General features: G+C 71.5%; 13 protein-coding genes. 7 read left to right on the top strand and 6 right to left on the bottom strand.

Going from position 1 to position 16,988, the window contains the following annotated elements:
- Positions 1-79 precede the first annotated feature (79 nt).
- Complete coding sequence (gene mmuM, locus ACFZBP_RS03880; RefSeq protein WP_391409663.1) at positions 80-997, bottom strand: homocysteine S-methyltransferase; 918 nt, start codon at positions 995-997, stop codon at positions 80-82.
- A gap of 90 nt (positions 998-1,087) precedes the next feature.
- Positions 1,088-3,196 (bottom strand): autotransporter, encoded by a 2,109-nt coding sequence (locus ACFZBP_RS03875; RefSeq protein ID WP_391409661.1) that lies wholly within the window; start codon positions 3,194-3,196, stop codon positions 1,088-1,090.
- A gap of 187 nt (positions 3,197-3,383) precedes the next feature.
- Here ACFZBP_RS03875 and ACFZBP_RS03870 point away from each other — a divergent pair, with 187 nt between their 5' ends.
- Together ACFZBP_RS03870 and ACFZBP_RS03865 are read left to right on the top strand one after the other, a co-directional pair.
- Positions 3,384-4,493, top strand: coding sequence for a glycoside hydrolase family 43 protein (locus ACFZBP_RS03870; protein ID WP_383446385.1), 1,110 nt, complete (start codon positions 3,384-3,386; stop codon positions 4,491-4,493).
- A 1-nt stretch (position 4,494) separates the two neighbouring features.
- On the top strand, positions 4,495-5,907 hold the full coding sequence (locus ACFZBP_RS03865; RefSeq protein WP_391409659.1) for an RICIN domain-containing protein: 1,413 nt from the start codon (positions 4,495-4,497) through the stop codon (positions 5,905-5,907).
- 13 nt (positions 5,908-5,920) lie between these two features.
- On the opposite strand, the gene ACFZBP_RS03860 is transcribed toward ACFZBP_RS03865, so the two are convergent.
- The gene (locus tag ACFZBP_RS03860) at positions 5,921-7,585 is read right to left on the bottom strand and encodes a rhamnogalacturonan lyase B N-terminal domain-containing protein (protein WP_391409657.1); all 1,665 of its coding nucleotides are present in this window, start codon (positions 7,583-7,585) and stop codon (positions 5,921-5,923) included.
- A 217-nt stretch (positions 7,586-7,802) separates the two neighbouring features.
- On the opposite strand from ACFZBP_RS03860, the gene ACFZBP_RS03855 reads away from it, so the two are divergent.
- Together ACFZBP_RS03855 and ACFZBP_RS03850 are read left to right on the top strand one after the other, a co-directional pair.
- Entirely contained in the window at positions 7,803-8,855 is a 1,053-nt protein-coding gene (locus ACFZBP_RS03855) for a GDSL-type esterase/lipase family protein (RefSeq protein WP_391409655.1), read from the top strand.
- Between the two features lie 69 nt (positions 8,856-8,924).
- Positions 8,925-10,619 carry a DUF2264 domain-containing protein gene (locus ACFZBP_RS03850; RefSeq protein ID WP_391409653.1) on the top strand — a complete coding sequence of 565 codons (1,695 nt, stop codon included), beginning with the start codon at positions 8,925-8,927 and terminating at the stop codon, positions 10,617-10,619.
- 13 nt (positions 10,620-10,632) lie between these two features.
- Here the strand turns inward: ACFZBP_RS03850 and ACFZBP_RS03845 are convergent, their stop codons facing one another.
- Positions 10,633-12,024, bottom strand: a complete 1,392-nt coding sequence (locus ACFZBP_RS03845; protein WP_391409651.1) for a hypothetical protein — start codon at positions 12,022-12,024, stop codon at positions 10,633-10,635.
- Positions 12,025-12,463: 439 nt separating this feature from the next.
- Here ACFZBP_RS03845 and ACFZBP_RS03840 point away from each other — a divergent pair, with 439 nt between their 5' ends.
- The 3 genes from ACFZBP_RS03840 (at position 12,464) to ACFZBP_RS03830 (ending at position 14,719) form a co-directional block, all read left to right on the top strand.
- On the top strand, positions 12,464-13,222 hold the full coding sequence (locus ACFZBP_RS03840) for an isocitrate lyase/phosphoenolpyruvate mutase family protein (RefSeq protein WP_391409649.1): 759 nt from the start codon (positions 12,464-12,466) through the stop codon (positions 13,220-13,222).
- A 93-nt stretch (positions 13,223-13,315) separates the two neighbouring features.
- The gene (locus tag ACFZBP_RS03835; protein WP_372497398.1) at positions 13,316-13,735 is read left to right on the top strand and encodes an NUDIX hydrolase; all 420 of its coding nucleotides are present in this window, start codon (positions 13,316-13,318) and stop codon (positions 13,733-13,735) included.
- Between the two features lie 111 nt (positions 13,736-13,846).
- Positions 13,847-14,719 (top strand): trypsin-like serine protease, encoded by an 873-nt coding sequence (locus ACFZBP_RS03830; RefSeq protein ID WP_391409646.1) that lies wholly within the window; start codon positions 13,847-13,849, stop codon positions 14,717-14,719.
- Between the two features lie 66 nt (positions 14,720-14,785).
- Here ACFZBP_RS03830 and ACFZBP_RS03825 read toward each other — a convergent pair whose 3' ends face one another.
- Positions 14,786-15,514, bottom strand: coding sequence for a hypothetical protein (locus ACFZBP_RS03825; RefSeq protein ID WP_383446411.1), 729 nt, complete (start codon positions 15,512-15,514; stop codon positions 14,786-14,788).
- A gap of 37 nt (positions 15,515-15,551) precedes the next feature.
- Complete coding sequence (locus ACFZBP_RS03820; RefSeq protein WP_383446414.1) at positions 15,552-16,988, bottom strand: hypothetical protein; 1,437 nt, start codon at positions 16,986-16,988, stop codon at positions 15,552-15,554.

The raw sequence follows: 16,988 nt of genomic DNA, 5'->3' as shown, positions 1-16,988 counted from the left end.
GCCCCCTCGAACTGCGGAAACACAGCGGCAACCGGTTCCCGTCCGGAGGCTAGCAGCGTGGTGGGGGCGTCGACAGCCGTTACGCCTTCAATGCCCCCGCGATCCCCGAGATCGCCTCCGGCCCCACCCGGCAGCACCCCCCGATCAGCCGCGCCCCGGAGGCACGCCACCCCAGGACCTCCTCCGGGGAGAAGGAGGAGCGGCCGTTCCAGGCCCGCGCCCGCGCGTCCCAGGCCTCGCCGCTGTTCGGGTAGACGACGACGGGCTTGCCGGTGACCCGGGTGGCGGTCTCGACGGCCCGCTCGACGTCCTCCGGCGCGCAGCAGTTCACGCCCACCGCGATCACCTCGTCCGCGTCGGCGGCCAGGGCGAAGGCCTCCTCCAGCGGCTGCCCGGCACGGGTCCGCTCCCCAGCGACGGAGTACGACAGCCAGGCCGGCACGTCCAGCCCGCGCACCGCCCGCAGCAGCGCCTCGGCCTCGTCGGCGTCCGGGACCGTCTCCAGCGCCAGCACGTCGGGACGGGCCGCGGCCAGCACCTCCAGCCGGGGCCGGTGGAAGCGCTCCAGCTCGGCCACGCTCAGCCCGTACCGCCCCCGGTACTCGGAGCCGTCCGCGAGCATCGCCCCGTAGGGCCCGACCGAGGCGGCCACCCACAGCGGCCGCGCGATCCCCGCGGCCTGCGCCTGCCGGGCGGCCTCGCGCGCCAACTCCACGCTCAGGGCGAGCAGTTCGGCCGCCCGCTCCCGCCCGATCCCTCGCTTGTCGAACCCCTCGAAGGTGGCCTGGTAGCTCGACGTGATCGCCACGTCCGCCCCGGCCTCGAAGTAGGCGAGATGCGCCTCGGTGATCGCCTCGGGCCGCTCCGTGAGCAGCCGCGCCGACCACAGCTCGTCGCTCAGGTCGTGCCCGGCGGACTCCAGCTGGTTGGACATGCCGCCGTCGAGCACGACGGTTCCGGCGGCGAGGGCTTCGGCGAGGGTGATGGTGCTGGTCATGGTGACGACGGTAGTCGAGCCGGGGCGGGGGACCGGCATGGGCGACCGGCATGTGGGACACCGGGCAGGTGGGACACCCGGTGGGCGTCCCTACGCCGCGTGCCGCCCACCCCGCCGCCGCCCGCGCCCCCGACCGAACCTCGTCGCCGGGACCGCGAGCCCGACGAGCAGGCCCGACGCCAGGACGTACGGCCACCAGCCGAGGCCGCTGCTCGCGGCGCTCGCCGTACGGGGGTCGGGGGAGAGCGCGTCGGCCGCCGCGCGGGGCGTGTCCGAGCCGGGGGAGGGGGTGCCGGTGACGGCGGTCAGGACGACGTCGTTGCCGTCGCCGCCCCGGTAGCTGATCCGGTAGGTGGTGTCGTCCAGCTGGAGCTTGGTGCCCTCCTCGAGGCCGATGAAGCTGCCGGACGTCTTCGCCCGGCCCCGGTGGTCGAGGACGGTGATCCTCCGGGCCGGTGCGGTCCCGGTCGCGGCGGACGCCAGGTCCAGGTCGCCGGCCAGGCGGACCGCGCCGGTGACCTTCAACGGGGCGTCGCGCAGGACCAGTTCGCCCTTCGCCGATTGGGTGTAGTCGCCGGAGACGGTCAGGCCGCTCGCGACCACGCCGCCGTTCGTCACCGCTCCCCGCACGGTCCCCTTCCCGGTCAGTGTTCTGCCCGTGCCGACGCGCAGCCCCGAAGGGCCCGCGTCCAGCCGGGACTTCGCCGTCGTGAGCCGGATCGCCTTGCTGTGGGCGAGCGTCGCGCCGTCGCGCAGGGCGAGGGTGCCCCGCTCGACCGTGGTCGTGCCGGTGTACGTCACCGCGCCGCCCGTCAGGGTCGCCGTCGCGGATCCCGCCTGGGTGAGCGAGCCGCTGCCGCCGACGCGGGACAGCGACAGGGGCTTGCCCGTGTTGTTCAGCACCAGCGAGCCGTCGTTGACGACCTTGTGGAGGGCGCCCTGGGTGTAGAGCCCGCCGTCGCCGCCCGCCCGGCCGCTGCCCAGCCGCAGCACCGCGCCCTTCTCGACGGTCGTCGAGCCGTCGTAGTACTGCACGGCGGCGAAGGTGACGTCGTTGCCCTTCGTCCCCTTGATGACGACGTCCCCGGCGCCGGGCGCGGCGAGCGTGTCGTGGAACCTGCCGCCGCCGATGGGGGCGCCCAGCGTCACCGGGCCGTTGTAGTCGAAGGTGAGCAGGGAGCGGGAGCGGGCCGCGAGGAGGTTGATGTAGACGGTCTCCGCCGTGCCCGGCATGAAGATCCTGTTCGTGGTGCCGTCGCCCCACTGGACGTTCGCGCCCTTGATGTTGGTGCCGCGCTTGTTGACGTTCTTGCGCGCGGGCGTCCAGTTCAGGGCCGGGTCGCTGAGCGAGGGGTCGGTGTCGCCGCCCTGGTCCGACCAGCTGTACTGGCCCGTGAGGACCACCTTGCCGCCCGGCCGGGACTGGACGTTGATGTCGCTGCCGTACTCGCGCTGGTAGAAGTCCATGCCCATGGTCACGGTCCGGCCGAGCGGGGTGTCCACCGTGTACGTGCCCTGGTTGAGGATCTTGCGCACGTTCGGCAGCGATGTCGCGAACTCCGGGCGCCCGGCGTTGACCTGCGTGCCGTTGTCGATCACCCCGGAGAAGGAGTGGGTGCCCGGCAGGTCCCAGGTGCCCCAGAGGAAGCGGGGCTGGGTGATGAGCCCGGAGCCGCTGATGGTGCCCAGGTTGTAGGCGCTCTTCAGCGACAGGCGCAGAGTGCCGTCGACCCGGATGTTGTCCTGGTTGAGCCGGAACGCCGGGGTGCCGTACGGGAAGTGGCCGATCAGCCCGGTCGTACCGCCGTCGCCGTACTGCAGGGTCGCCCCGCGCTCGACAGTGATCGCGGGCGGGTCGGCGTCGGTGGTGGTGACGTACGGGTGGTTGCCGCCGAGGACGCTCACCTTCTGCCGCTGCCGGGACTTCGGCAGGGTGAAGTCGCTGTCCCTGGTCAGGACCAGGGTCCCGGTGCCGCGCACGGTGAGCGTGCCCTCGCCGCGGAAGACGCCGTCGTACGTCGTCGTCCCCGGGGGCACGGTGACCACCGTGTCGCCGCTGAGCGTCACGTCCCGGTCGGCGAGGACGTCGGCGGTCACGTCCCGGCCGACGGCGGCCGCCGGGGGAGCGGCGAGGGTCAGGGCGGCGACCGCCGCGAGGGCGCCGACGGCCGCTGCTGTCTTGTGGGTATGGCTGCGCACGTCATGGGAGACGGGTGGGGAGGGCGCGGATAACAGAAAATCGCGCCTCGTCGGTAAGCGCTCTCTTCGTCACGTCGAACCCGTTGACCTCCTGGTTCCACACCCTTACCTTTTCGGCGTTCGTAATAGCAGATCATGTCCGTTATTTCGAACAACTCCCCCTCTGAGAACCCGAGAGGCAGTCCGCATGAGCCGCGCAGACGACCTGCCCCACCTCCCCCCAGCCCCCCAGGTCCCCAGCCGCAGACTGCTGCTGAAGGGTGCCGCAGCCGCCGGCGCCCTGACCGCCGCGTCCGCCGTCCCCGGTGTCGCCCACGCCGCACCCCCGAAGGCAGCCCCCTACATGAACCCCCTCGTCCAGCAGCGCGCCGACCCCCACATCAACCGTCACACCGACGGCTTCTACTACTTCACGGCCACCGCCCCCGAGTACGACCGCATCATCCTGCGCCGCTCCCGCACCCTGAACGGCCTGACCACGGCCGCCGAGTCGGTCATCTGGCGGGCCCACGCCACCGGCGACATGGGCGCGCACATCTGGGCGCCGGAGCTGCACCGCATCGGCGGCAAGTGGTACATCTACTTCGCCTCCGCGCCCGCCGAGGACGTCTGGAAGATCCGCATCTGGGTCCTGGAGAACTCCCACCCCAACCCCTTCAAGGGCACCTGGGTGGAGAAGGGGCAGGTCAAGACGGCCTGGGAGACCTTCTCCCTGGACGCCACCACCTTCACCCACCGCGGCACCCGCTACCTCTGCTGGGCCCAGCACGAACCCGGTCTCGACAACAACACCGGGCTCTTCCTCTCCGAGATGGCCAACCCCTGGACCCTGAAGGGCCCTCAGATCCGGTTGTCCACACCGGAGTACGACTGGGAGTGCGTCGGCTTCAAGGTCAACGAGGGCCCGTACGCCCTCAAGCGCAACGGCCGGATCTTCCTCACCTACTCGGCCTCCGCCACCGACCACCACTACTGCGTCGGCATGCTCACCGCCGACGCGGACGCCGACCTCATGGACCCCGCCGCCTGGGCCAAGTCACCGACCCCGGTCTTCACCAGCAACGACACCACGAAGCAGTACGGCCCCGGCCACAACTGCTTCACCGTCGCCGAGGACGGCCGCAGCGACGTCCTCGTCTACCACGCACGCCAGTACAAGGAGATCGTCGGCGACCCGCTGAACGACCCCAACCGCCACACCCGCGTCCAGAAGCTCGGCTGGCACCCCGACGGCACCCCGGACTTCGGCATACCCGTGGCCGACACGGCTGCCGCGACCGTGAAGGAGCGTGTGTGAGATGAGACGTGCGTACGCGGTCCTGCTCGCCCTGTGTCTGGCCGTCGCAGGCGCCCTCGCGACCGCCGGCCCCGCCCAGGCGGCCCCCCGGACCGTCACCAACGGCACCCAGTTCACCGACACCTCCGGCAACCCCGTGCACGCCCACGGCGGCGGCGTCATCAAGGTCGGCACCTACTACTACTGGTTCGGCGAACACCGCAACGCCGACAACACCTTCCGCTACGTGGACGCCTACCGCTCCACCGACCTGAAGAACTGGGAGTTCAGGAACCACGTCCTGACCCAGTCCAGCGCCGCCGAGCTGGCCACCGCCAACATCGAGCGCCCGAAGGTCATGTACAACGCCTCCACCGGCAAGTTCGTCATGTGGATGCACAAGGAGAACGGCACCGACTACAGCGAGGCCCGCGCCGCCGTCGCCGTCTCCGACACCGTCGACGGCAACTACACCTGGCAGGGCAGCTTCCGCCCGCTCGGCCAGCACATGTCCCGTGACATCACGGTCTTCGTCGACACCGACGGCACCGGCTACATGGCCTCCGCCGCCCGCGAGAACTACGACCTGCAGATCTACCGCCTGACCAGCGACTACACCGGCATCGCCGCCCTGGTCGCCGACCCCTGGCACGGCGGCCACCGCGAGGCCCCCGCCCTGTTCAAGCGGAACGGCGTCTACTTCATGCTGACGTCCGGCGCGACCGGCTGGAACCCCAACCAGCAGCAGTACGCCACGGCCACCAACATCGCCGGCCCGTGGACCGCGATGAAGAACATCGGCGACTCCACGACCTACGGCTCGCAGACCGCGTACGTCCTTCCCGTGCAGGGCAGTTCGGCCACCTCGTACCTGTACCTGGGTGACCGCTGGGGCAACTCCTTCGGCGGCACCGTCAACGACTCCCGCTACGTCTGGCTGCCGCTGACCTTCCCCTCCTCGACCTCGATGTCCATGTCCTGGTCCCCGGAGATCACCATCGACACGGCCACCGGCTCGGTCAGCGGGACGAGCGCCACGTACAACACGCTGATCGCCCGGAACTCCGCCAAGTGCGCCGACGTGACCAGCCAGTCACTGTGGCAGGGCGCCCAGATCAAGCAGTACGACTGCAACGGCGGCAACAACCAGAAGTACTGGTTCAAGTCGGTCGGCAGCGGCTACTACCAGCTGCTGGTCAGGAACAGCTCCCTGTGCGTGCAGGAGAACGCGAGCACGGTCACCCAGGAGAACTGCAACGCCTCCTCGACCAGCCAGCAGTGGTCGGTGACCACGACCGGCTCCTACGTGAACGTCAAGTCCCGCGCGACCGGGGAGTGCCTGGACGTGAACGGCGCGTCCACTGCCAATGGCGCCGCGATCATCACGTACACGTGCAACGGCGCGACGAACCAGCAGTGGACGCGCGGGACATGAGGTGCCGGTGCCGTCAGGCGAGCAGGTCGATCGCGTCGATCGCCGTGCCCGCGCTGAGATAGCCGGTCAGCCCCGAACCGCTCACCACGTCGATCTTCAGCACGTTGTACTGGCCGGTGTCCGTCAGCCAGGCGGACGCCGGCACGCTGTAGGTGAACGTGTGGTTGTTGCCGCGGTAGGAACCGTTGGTCAGCGACCGGGTGTCCGGCTGGGTGGGCGGGGAGGGGATGGCCGACGTCCAGTTGCCGTTGACCGACACCTGGGGGCGGCCGTTGGCGTACGCCGTCGTCACCCCGATCCGCAGGGTGTGCGCGGCCGCCGCCTGGGCCGCCGTCAGCCGGAAGTACACCAGGATCCCGCTGTTGACGTCCTTCCAGAGGTAACAGGGGAACGACGACGTCTCGTTGTTGCCGATGACGACGTTGCCGGTCCAGGAGGCGGCCCGGACGTCGGACGGGTGCGCGTACGTCATCAGGTCGGCGTTCTTGAACCCGCTCGGCGTGCCGTTCCAGTCGCCGATCCGCCAGATCGCGCTCGCGTTGCTCGGATCGTTCGAGGACGGGATCGCGATCGTGTTGAAAGTGGTCGTGCCCCCGGCGGTCACCGTCACCGACCCCGTGTACACGGCGAGTTCGCCCTTGAAGACGGTCAGCGTGTACGTCCCCGGCAGCACACCCCCGATCGAGAAGTAGCCGTCCGACGAACGCGCCGATGCCCAGTACTGGGCCGCCGAGTTGGCGATGCCGACGGTGTACGGGTACGCCGTGTTCCGCCCGGAGATCCCGACCCCGGCCACCCGTCCGCGCCCGCTCGCGCCGACGTACCCGGCCATGCCGAGCGAGTCCGCCCACGAGGTGGTGAGCGTACCCGGGAACAGCGACGAGGAGGGTGCCCCGCCGTCGGTGAGGGCGATGACGTACGGGCCCTGGAGGCCGAACCGCTGTGCCTCGGTCTGGTTCTGGCCGTAGTACAGGATCTCGTACAGGCCACCCCCGTCCGCGCTCTGGTGGCGCAGCAGCGAGCGGTAGAACGGGCCGCCGGACGCCTTCTCGTGGTTGCTGCGCACGATCCACAGACCGACGCCGCCGCCGGACCAGCCGATGTAGTCGTAGTCCATCACGCGCCGCTTCGAGTAGTGCTTCGAGCGGGTCTGGCCGTCGGACTTCGCGAAGACGTCCGACGCCTCGATGGTGCTGTTCGTGTACGTGTAGGAGTCGGGCTCGTCGTTGAGGAACAGCCCCTTCTTCACGCGCAGGATGTAGCGGGTGGCGGAGACCGACGTGTCGGCCTTGTTGGTCCACAGGTAGATGTTGTTCTCGCCGCTGCGGGCCGCGTAGTAGTGCCGCAGCGTGCCGTACGCCACCGAGATCAGGATGGTCGAACCCGACTGTCTGATGGACACGGTGGACGAGCCGAGGCCGGACTCGATGTGCGAGTTCATGCCGCCGTAGCCCTGGTACTCCGTGCCCCGGTAGACCAGCGAGGTCAGGTCGCCGTTGGACTTGCTGACCTTGAAGACCAGGTCGGCGCCGGTGTCGACGACGTAGTTCGACCCGTCGTCGCTCCAGCCGAAGGCCGCGGCGGCCGCGGTCCCGCTCAGCGCGGCCGTCCCGGCCGCGGCGGCGGTCCCGAGCACGAAGGTACGGCGTCGGACCGTTCTGTCGGTGGATCCGGACATGGGGGTGCCTCCTTCGAGAGGTGGTCCAGAGGTGTCTCGAGGATCGTGGGGGTGGTGCGGGTGAGAGCGAGAGTGACAGTTGAATCGATTTCGCGAAAGGGCTTTCGTTACGGAGAAGTTGGCAGTCCTGCGAAATCTGACCGAGATCTAGAAAGCGCTTGCGGAAACGGGTACGGTCCAGCGCCAGGCCTTGTCGTCCTGTGGAGGAGCCGACCGAATGAGACGTTTCAACCTCGCCGTCCTGGCGGCGGTGACGCTGAGCACCGGCCTGGCGGCCGTACCGGCCCAGGCGCACGGGTCGTACGACGGGCGACGGCCCCTCGGCCTCGACCACTGCACCGCCACCGCCTGCCACTTCGACGTCCCGCCCGGCACGTACGACGTGAAGGTCCTCCTGGGCGGCGGGGCCGCGTCCAGCACGAGCGTCACCGGCGAGACCCGCCGCGCTCTGCTCCCCGAGACGGCCGCCCCAGCGGGCGAGCGGGTCTCCCGCAGCTTCACCGTGGACGTCCGCACCCCCGAGGGCGAGCCCACCGGCCCCGACGGAAGCCCCGGCCTCGACCTCCGGCTCGGCGGGGCGGCCCCCGCGCTCGCCGGCATCAAGGTCACCCCCGCCCGGCACGCCCGCCAGATCTTCCTCGTCGGCGACTCCACCGTCTGCGACCAGCCCGGCGACCCGTACACCGGCTGGGGCCAGCAGCTGCCGCAGTACCTCCGCAAGGGCGTCTCCGTCGCCAACCACGCCGACTCCGGCGAGAGCACGGTCACCTACCTCGCCGACTCCCGCCTGTGGGCCACCGTCCAGCCCCGGATCCGCCCCGGCGACCTGGTCCTGATCCAGCTCGCCCACAACGACAAGACCACCGACGAGACGACCTACCGGACCAACCTGGAGGCCCTGGTCGCCGGGGTCCGCGAGCAGCGCGGCGAGCCCGTCCTCGTCACTCCGATCGTGCGCCGCTGGTTCAACGCCGACGGCACGCTCGACAACGGCACGGCGCTGCTGGTGAACGGCCTCGGCGTGGACCACCCCGCCGTCATCCGCTCGGTCGCCGCCGCCCACGACGTCCCGCTGATCGACCTGACGGCGAAGACGAAGGCGCTGGTGGAGTCCCTCGGCGTCGAGGCGTCCAAGGCCCTGTACCTCTACAACGAGAAGCGCGACAACACCCACACCTCGGTGCACGGCGCCACGACGTACGCGGAGCTCGTCCGCGACGAACTCGTCGCCCGGCATCTGGTGCCGGAGGGCAAGGTGCGGGTGGGATGAACCCCTGGGGCGCCCCGACCGGAACCGGGGCGCCCCAGGTCTGAACCGAGCCGGCGAGAAAGAGAACCCATGCATCTGCCCCCGGACGACCGCACCCTGAGCCCGCGCACCGGGTACACCCGCGCCCACTGGGAGGCGGCCGCCGACTCCCTGCTCGGCGCTGTGGAGCCGTACGCCACCGAGGACCGCGCCCTCTACCACTTCCCGGGCGACCGCCAGAGCTGGTCGGGCCGGCTCTCGGACGGACTGGAGGGGTACGCCCGTACGCTCCTGCTGGCCACCTTCCGCCAGGACGAGACGGCCCTGGAGCGCTACGCCGAGGGCCTCGCGGCCGGCGTCTCGGGTGTCTGGCCCCGCATCGAGGACCGCAGCCAGCCGCTGGTCGAGGCCGCGTCGATCGCCCTCGCCCTGCGGCTGACCCGGCCGCTGCTGTGGGACCGGCTCGACGACGGGGTACGGCAGCGGGCGGCGGCCTGGCTCGCGGACGGGCTGACCGCCGAGGCCTGGCCCTGCAACTGGGAGCTGTTCCCTGTCACCGTCGGCGGCTTCCTCCAGGAGATCGGGTACCAGGCCGAGGAGTCCCGCAAGGCGATCGACCGGGGCCTCGAACGCATCGAGGACTGGTACGTCGGCGGCGGCTGGTACACGGACGGCGACGGCCGGAAGTTCGACTACTACAACGGCTGGGCCATGCACCTCTACCCGGTGCTGCACGCCTGGCTGGCCCAGGACGAACGGCTCCTCGACCTGTACGGCGACCGGCTCTCCCGCCACCTGGAGGACTACGCCCGCCTCTTCGGCGGCGACGGCGCCCCCATGCACCAGGGCCGCTCCCTCACCTACCGTTTCGCGACCACGGCCCCCCTGTGGCTCGGCGCCCTCACCGGCCGTACGCCGCTCACCCCGGGCGAGACCCGCCGACTGTCCTCCGGCGCGCTGAAGTACTTCCTGGAGCGCGGTGCCGTGGACGGGCACGGTCTGCTGAGCCTCGGCTGGCACGGCCCCGACGAGGCCGTCCTGCAAGGCTATTCGGGCCCGGCGTCCCCGTACTGGGCCAGCAAGGGCTTCCTCGGCCTGCTCCTCCCGGCGGACCACGAGGTCTGGACGGCGGCGGAGAAACCCGCCCCCGCCGAGCGCACGGACGCGGTCACCGCCATCGCCGCCCCCAACTGGCTGCTCCAGTCCACCAGCGCGGACGGCCTGGTCCGCCTTCACAACCACGGCAGCGAGGACGTCCGCTACGACCCGTACTACACGCGCCTCGCCTACTCCACGGCGACGGCGCCCGCCCCGGCGTACGACAACAGCGTGATCATCGGCGACGATCCGAGCCGTACGGACATCGTGCCGCTGGGCGTGGGCGACGGCTGGGCGGCGTCCCGGCACTCGGCCGGCGCCGGAACGCGGGTGACGAGCGTGGTGCTCGCGCGGGGGGCCGTGGAGGTGCGGGCCCATCTGGTGGCGGGGGCGGCACCGGGGACGCCGGTCCGGATCACGGGGTGGGCCGCGCGGGACGGGGTCAGCGCCGAACTCCGCCCGGTCGCCGGACTCGACGACGACCTCACCGGCACCACCGACCCCGCACCCACCCTCTTCGTCGCCCTCGCCCGCCTCACGGCGGAACCGGAACCCGCTCCGCTCGACGAGCTGGTGACCGTGCGCGTGGACGGCGAGGACGGTGTGCACGTCCGCTGGAGCGACGGCCACGAGGTCCGGGTGCGGTTGGCGGACGGCGAGGGTGTCGAGGTGCGGCCCGGCGCCTGACTTCCCGGGGACCTCAGGGCTTGAGACGGGCTGTCCGCAGGGTCGTCGTGGTCGGCGACGCCCCGGTGAGCGGCGTCGCGTACGACGGCTTCACGGGCACGGACGCCCAGGTCAGCGTGCCGTCCTTCTGGACCGCGAGGTCGCCGGTGATCCGTGTGCCGACGACCTTCGTGGCGCTTCTGAACCTGCCGTTCCAGTCGATGAGCCGGAAGTTCGTCCCCGTGAAGGTGCCGGTGCAGGTCCCGGCCTTGCACTTGGCGTTCTTCAGCGACTCCCAGGACAGCAGCAGCCGGTCCTTGCCGTACGGGGCGAGGTGGACGTTGACATGCTCCGTGCCCTTGGTGTCGGAGAGCTGGATCGCCTTGCCGGGACCGGAGTTGCGGTTCTTGAGGAAGGCGACCGCCACCTGGTGGGTGCTGGTCTTCGGGGCGACCGACCAGCCGCGGCCGGACGAGTCGGCGGGGTTCTTCTTCGCCGACGCGGCGCCGCGCGAGGCGAACGCGGTGGCATAGCGCCCGCCGGAGGACTTCACCAGGTCACCGGTACGCCCCGCGAACGTGCCGCCGCAGTAACCCGCCCAGCACTGCTCGCGCTGCACCACCGGGGCGTTGTCGGGTGCGCCGATCCCCGTCGACACGAACAGCCCCGAACGCCAGTCGTCGAAGCACAGGGACGTGAAGGCCCCGGTCTTCTCGGCATGCAGGGCGATGCCCTCGTTGTGGCTGCACCCCCAGCTCCAGCCGCCGCTGAGCTTCGCGCCCTTGGCGCTGACGTACGACAGCTTGTCGCCGAAGTGCCCGTCGGCGAAGCCGCCCGCGCCGTGCACGACGAAGTAGGCGCCGTACTTGGTGCCGTTCCAGGTGAGCTGGCCGTCCAGGGCCGGTGACGTGTCGTTCGTGGCGGTGCCGGTCAGCTTGGTGCGAAAGGTCTGCCTGCCGTTGGTGTAGCGCACGATCGCGGCGGCGGTCTCCTTCCACTTGTTGGTGTCGGCGACCCGGGTGAGCAGCGCGAAGCCGTCGTTGTGCGCGACGAGCCCGCCGACCTCCTTCGTGCCCTTGACGAGCGTGTCCGCGCCCGACCGCTTGCCGGAAGCGGTCAACGGGGTGACGTGGACGCCGTCCGCGGCGGGCCACGCGACGCGCAGGGTGCCGTTCGGGGCCACCGCGGTCGCCGTACGCGTCCACTCACGGGTGTTGTTGTAACCGGCCGACAGGTACGGGAACTTGGCCGGCAGGCTCAGCGTGGTGGTCGTCGGCGTGAGCTCGGGGGCGGTGCTCGTGGCGGCGCCGGCGGTGGCGTACCAGGTTCCGACCAGGGCGGCGGTGGCGGCGAGGCCCGCGATGAGGGGCTTGCGGGCCGCGTGGGACCGGCGATGGCCAGGCGTCGAGTGTCGTCCGGAAGTCATGCCCTGCGGTCGCCGCCGAGTGCAGATCGGGTTGCTGAAGATTCAAGGATGTGTTCGGGATCACTTCGGCCGGCACCGAAACGATGGGCGCCTAGCGTGTTGACGGAACCCGCGAGGGCGGCATACCCCCACGCACCCGCGGTCGCGTACGGCGGGAAGGGGACGCGTCGGGGGGTGTCCGCCCGCAGCGGCCGGCGTCCGACACCGCTCACCCTCCAGCCCACCGAGCCGCCGGACCGAGGACGGACACCCCCCGGCGCGGCCCCGACCCACAACGCACCCGCAGGCGCTACGCGCACCCTCACCGAACCCGCACAGGCCGCCGCAGGCATCAGGGGCGCGGGGAACTGCGCAAAAACGCGCACCCCCACCGAACTGGCACAGGCCGCCGCAGGCACCCCCGACCCCCACCGAACCCGCACACCACAGGATCCCGGCCATGACCACCTTCGCCGCACTTCACCACACGGACACCCCCCTCCTCCTCCCCAACGCCTGGGACCACGCCTCGGCGAGGGCATTCGCCGACCGGGGCTTCCGGGCGATCGGCACGACGAGCCTCGGTGTCGCCGCGGCCGCCGGTCTGCCCGACGGGACGTCGGACACCCGCGACGAGACCCTCCGGTTGGCCCTCGCCCTCGGCTCCGATCCGTACCTCCTCTCCGTCGACGCGGAGGACGGATACAGCGAAGACCCGGAGAAGGTGGCGGAGTTCGCCCGGGAGCTGGCGGCCGTCGGCGCCGTCGGCATCAACCTGGAGGACCGACTTGGCTCGCCCACCCTGCACGCCGCGAAGATCCAGGCCGTCAAGGCGGCCGCACCAGGCCTCTTCGTCAACGCCCGCACCGACACGTACTGGCTGGGCGACGGAGAGGGGACGCTCGACCGGCTCGACGCCTATCAACAGGCCGGCACCGACTGCGTGTTCGTACCCGGAGTCACCGGACCCCGGGAGATCGGCGCGCTGGTGAAGCATCTCGCCGTCCCCCTGAACATCCTCTACACCCCGACCGGCCCCACCCTCCCTCAGCTCGCCGACCTCGGCGTGCGCCGCGTCAGCCTCGGCTCGCTGCTCTACCGAAGGGCGCTGGGCGCCGCGCTGGAGGCGGTCGGGGAGATCAGGGAGGGGAGGGCGCCCGGTGGGGCGGTTCCGTCCTACGACGCCGTGGACGCGCTCAGCCGCCGGGAGGCGACCTGACTCACAGCGACGTACGGTCGGTTCCTGTTACCGTTGACTGTTTCCCGGGTATCAGACCCTTTGGACTCATCACCGGCGAGGGACCGAGGAACCATGACCATGGACATCCCCGGCGACAGGCGACTGGCGGCCGCCGTCGTGATGGACGACAAGCAGCGGGTGCTTCTGGTGCGCCGCAGTGTGAAGGAGCGGTTCCTGCCCCGGGTGTGGGGCGTTCCCTGCGGGAAGCTGGAGCCCGGTGAGAGTCCCGAGGACGGCGCGCTGCGGGAGCTGAAGGAAGAGACCGGACTGCTCGGCGAGATCGTCCGCAAGGTCGGCGAGTCGTCCTTCGTCAGCGACTACCGAGGGCACGAGATCAAGAACTGGCAGGACAACTTCCTGGTCAGGCCGTTGTCCGCGAGCGTCACCCTCCCCGAGCCGGATCAGGACGCGCGCTGGCTCGGCCGGTCCGAGCTGACCGGCGTGGAGATCGACGCGTACAACCTCGACATCGTGCGACAGGCCTTCGCATAGGGAAAACCCTGCGGGAGCGGGCACGCTCTTGTCGCCGCCGCCCCCAGACGTTTCACTTGGCGCACCCCCACAGGAGAACACCCAAGCTCACCTGCAGAAGGGTCAGTTCTTTTGTCAGCCATACGCGCCACCGCCGTCACCGCGGCGGCCTGTGCGGCCGTGCTCGCCACGGCGCTGCCGTCCTCGGCCATCAACTCGTACAACGCGACGCCCGCACCCGAACGCACCGAGGTCGGCGCGCTCGTGGCCACCTGGGACAACGACGGCGATCCCGCGACCCCGGACCGGGTCGACTGGGTCTGCTCCGGCACCATGATCGACGCGGACACCTTCCTGACGGCCGCGCACTGCACCACCGACTGGCCCGACAACGTGAGGTTCTACGTGTCCCTGGACCAGGACGTGCAGGCCGGCCTCGACGCCGCCGCCAGGAAGTACCCCGGCGACCCGGCCGCCCAGGCGAGGGCCGTCGCCGTCGAGGGCACCGCGCACAGCCACCCCGACTTCCCGGGGCCCGCGTCCGACACCCATGACATCTCGGTGATCGAACTGCCCGCCGCGAAGGTCAAGTCCCGGTGGACCTTCACGCCGGCCACCCTGCCCACCGCGAACCAGCTCGGCGCGCTCGGACCGCGGGGCCTGAACGCCACTGACTGGTTCGTCGCCGGATACGGCACCCAGGAGGCCGCCAACGGACCGGGCGGGCAGACCCACCCCGGCGGCGGCGTCCGCATGAAGGCGCCCGTCACCTTCGACGCCCTCAACGACTCCTGGGCACGCCTGGCCATGACCGCGCCGCAGGGCAACGGCGGTGCCTGCTACGGCGACTCGGGCGGCCCCAACTTCGCGTCGATCGGCGGCAAGAACGTCCTGGCCGCCACCACGATCACCGGGGACACCCCGTGCTACGCGACGAACGTGACGTACCGTCTGGACACCTCGGGCGCCCGCGCGTTCCTGTCGCCGTTCGTGAAACTCCCGTGACGGGCCGGCCGGCCCCGCCCGCCCGGCGCACCAAGCGGCCCGGCGGGCGGGGTGGGCCGTGAGCCCTCACAAGCCCCCGAGCCGTTCCGCCAGATCGCTCAACGCCTCCAGGTAGTCCCGCACATCCAGCGGCACCTTCGCCACCGCGCCCGGATGCGGGCCCACCGCCGTGAACACATCGGTGTGCCGCCGCCGTTCGGCGCCCGTCTCCAGGAACAGCGTCACCGTCGGCTCGTCCGTGTCGCACCACGCCCGGTGCAGGGTGTCCGCGGGCAGCGCGTACGAACTGCCCGCCGCGTACTGCCCCAGGTGCGTCAGCCGCAGCCGCGCCGGACCGGCCGGCCTCAGTGTCCAGTCCGCCGACCGCTCCGCCAGCGACTCCTCGTAACGGGCCGCCGCGAGACCCCCCAGCCGGTCGTCGACCTCGTACAACTCCATGGCCAGCCGCCCCCGCACGACATAGGACGCCAGCGGCGAACGGTGGTTGTGGATGTCCTCCTTGCCGATCGTGCCCGCCCCCGGATGCCACACATGGGCGCGCAGCATCCGGCGCGGACCGCCGTCGATCAGCAGCAGCTTGTCGAAGCCCAGGACATGGCGGTACGACAGCCGTGCGCACCCCTCCGGATCACCCGCGCCGGAGGCGAGATCGTCGATCAGCTCCAACAGGCGGTCGTCGGCGCCGAGTTCGCACACGACGCGGCGCGCCTCGGCCGCGAGTGCGTGCTCGGGCAGTTCACCGTCCAGCGCCCCCGCCAGCAACCGCCGCGCCGCCAGGACGTGCCGACCGCCCATGCACCCACCTTCCAACGCCCGCTCGTCTCCGCCGGGTTCACCCACCCGGCTCATACATCCATACGGCATGCCCGCGCAGCGCGGAAAGACCTTGATAGGTCATCCACATGGGCCGCCGCAGCTCGGTGCTGTCACCCAGCCCCCAGGACCAGATGCCGTCCGTCTGCCCCGCCCACACCGCGGCGACGGCACCCTCCAGCCGGACCCGCCACTCGTCCTCAAGACCGTCCGCGCGGGCGATCTCCAGCGCGCCCGGCGACAGGAGGGCGCGGGCCAGCCAGGAGGCGGTGAAGTGCCGTACGTTCAGAACCTCGTGGCGCGAGGGGTCGTCCGTGCGGGGACGGCGCACCTCCTCGTGCAGGTTCTCCAGGTCCGGGCAGGTGTCGTGCGGCGCGTCCGGGCAGGACAGCAGCCAGCGGACGCCGTCCTCGCGGGCGGTCCGCGCCCGTGCGGCGCGTGCGTCGGAGTCCTCGCCCAGGACCCGGGCGGCCCGGTCGAGGGCGACGACGGCCTGCGCGGTGTGCAGGGGTGACGGTCTGCCGTACGGCGGCTGGAGCCGGTAGCCCCAGCAGCGCAGATGCTCGCGGCGCGGGTCGCTGATGGCGCCGTCCGCGAGGGCCTCGCGCAGCGCCGGCAGGAGCTCGGAGCGGGGCGCGGCGCGCAGCAGTCCGCGCAGCACGGTCGTCACGACATGCGTCGACTCCAGTCCGGCGCGGTCGAGTTGCCGGGTGAATCCGCTCGTGCACCGGTCCACCTCCGCCGCCAGCCGCTCGGCCGAGGTGCCCGCCCGGGCCAGCGCGCCCAGCACCAGCGCGGTGACCTCCGGCCGTGCCTCGGACCCCTGCGAGCGCGCCGACCATCCGCCGCCCGGCAGCCGCAGCCGCCACAGCGTGTCCACCAGGTCGCCGGTGCTCAGCCGGCCGTCGGGCACGCCCAGGTCGAGCATGATGTGCAGGCCGTACGCGGTGCCGACGGGGGTGGGCCGGGAGGGTGTGTTCTCGCCGAGGGAGTGCGGCCAGCCGGTGAGCCGCCCGCGCTGCGGGTCCTCCACGACGGACACCTGGTCGACGAGGGCTTCGTAGGCGGAGGCGAACACCCGCGGGAGCGGGCCGGGCGCGCCCGGTGCCATCGCGGCCGGTCCGACGGCGGGGGCCTGCGTCTGCCCCGCGGACGCCGCGGTCCGGGCCCGCAGCAGCGCGGCAGCCAGCCACGCCGCGACGAAGGTGCCGAGCCCGCTGACCCCGGAGATCAGATACCGGGCCGCCGCCCCGTCGATCGAGTCGGGCAGCACACTGAACAGGAACTGGAACACGCCGTACCCGGCCGCCACCGCCCCGAGGCCGCCGAGCCAGCCGACGAAGCGGGCGGGAGGCGAGCCGTCCGAGGGTTCCTCGTCGGGGGCGGGCGGGGTGGGACCCGACTGTCGGGGCTGACGGGACCTCAAGGGGCCGCGTCCGAGCTGCTGTTGGGACAT

The sequence above is a fragment of the Streptomyces sp. NPDC008086 genome (assembly GCF_042957325.1).
Taxonomy (GTDB): Bacteria; Actinomycetota; Actinomycetes; order Streptomycetales; family Streptomycetaceae; genus Streptomyces.
This window is presented reverse-complemented; position numbering and strand designations above follow the sequence as displayed.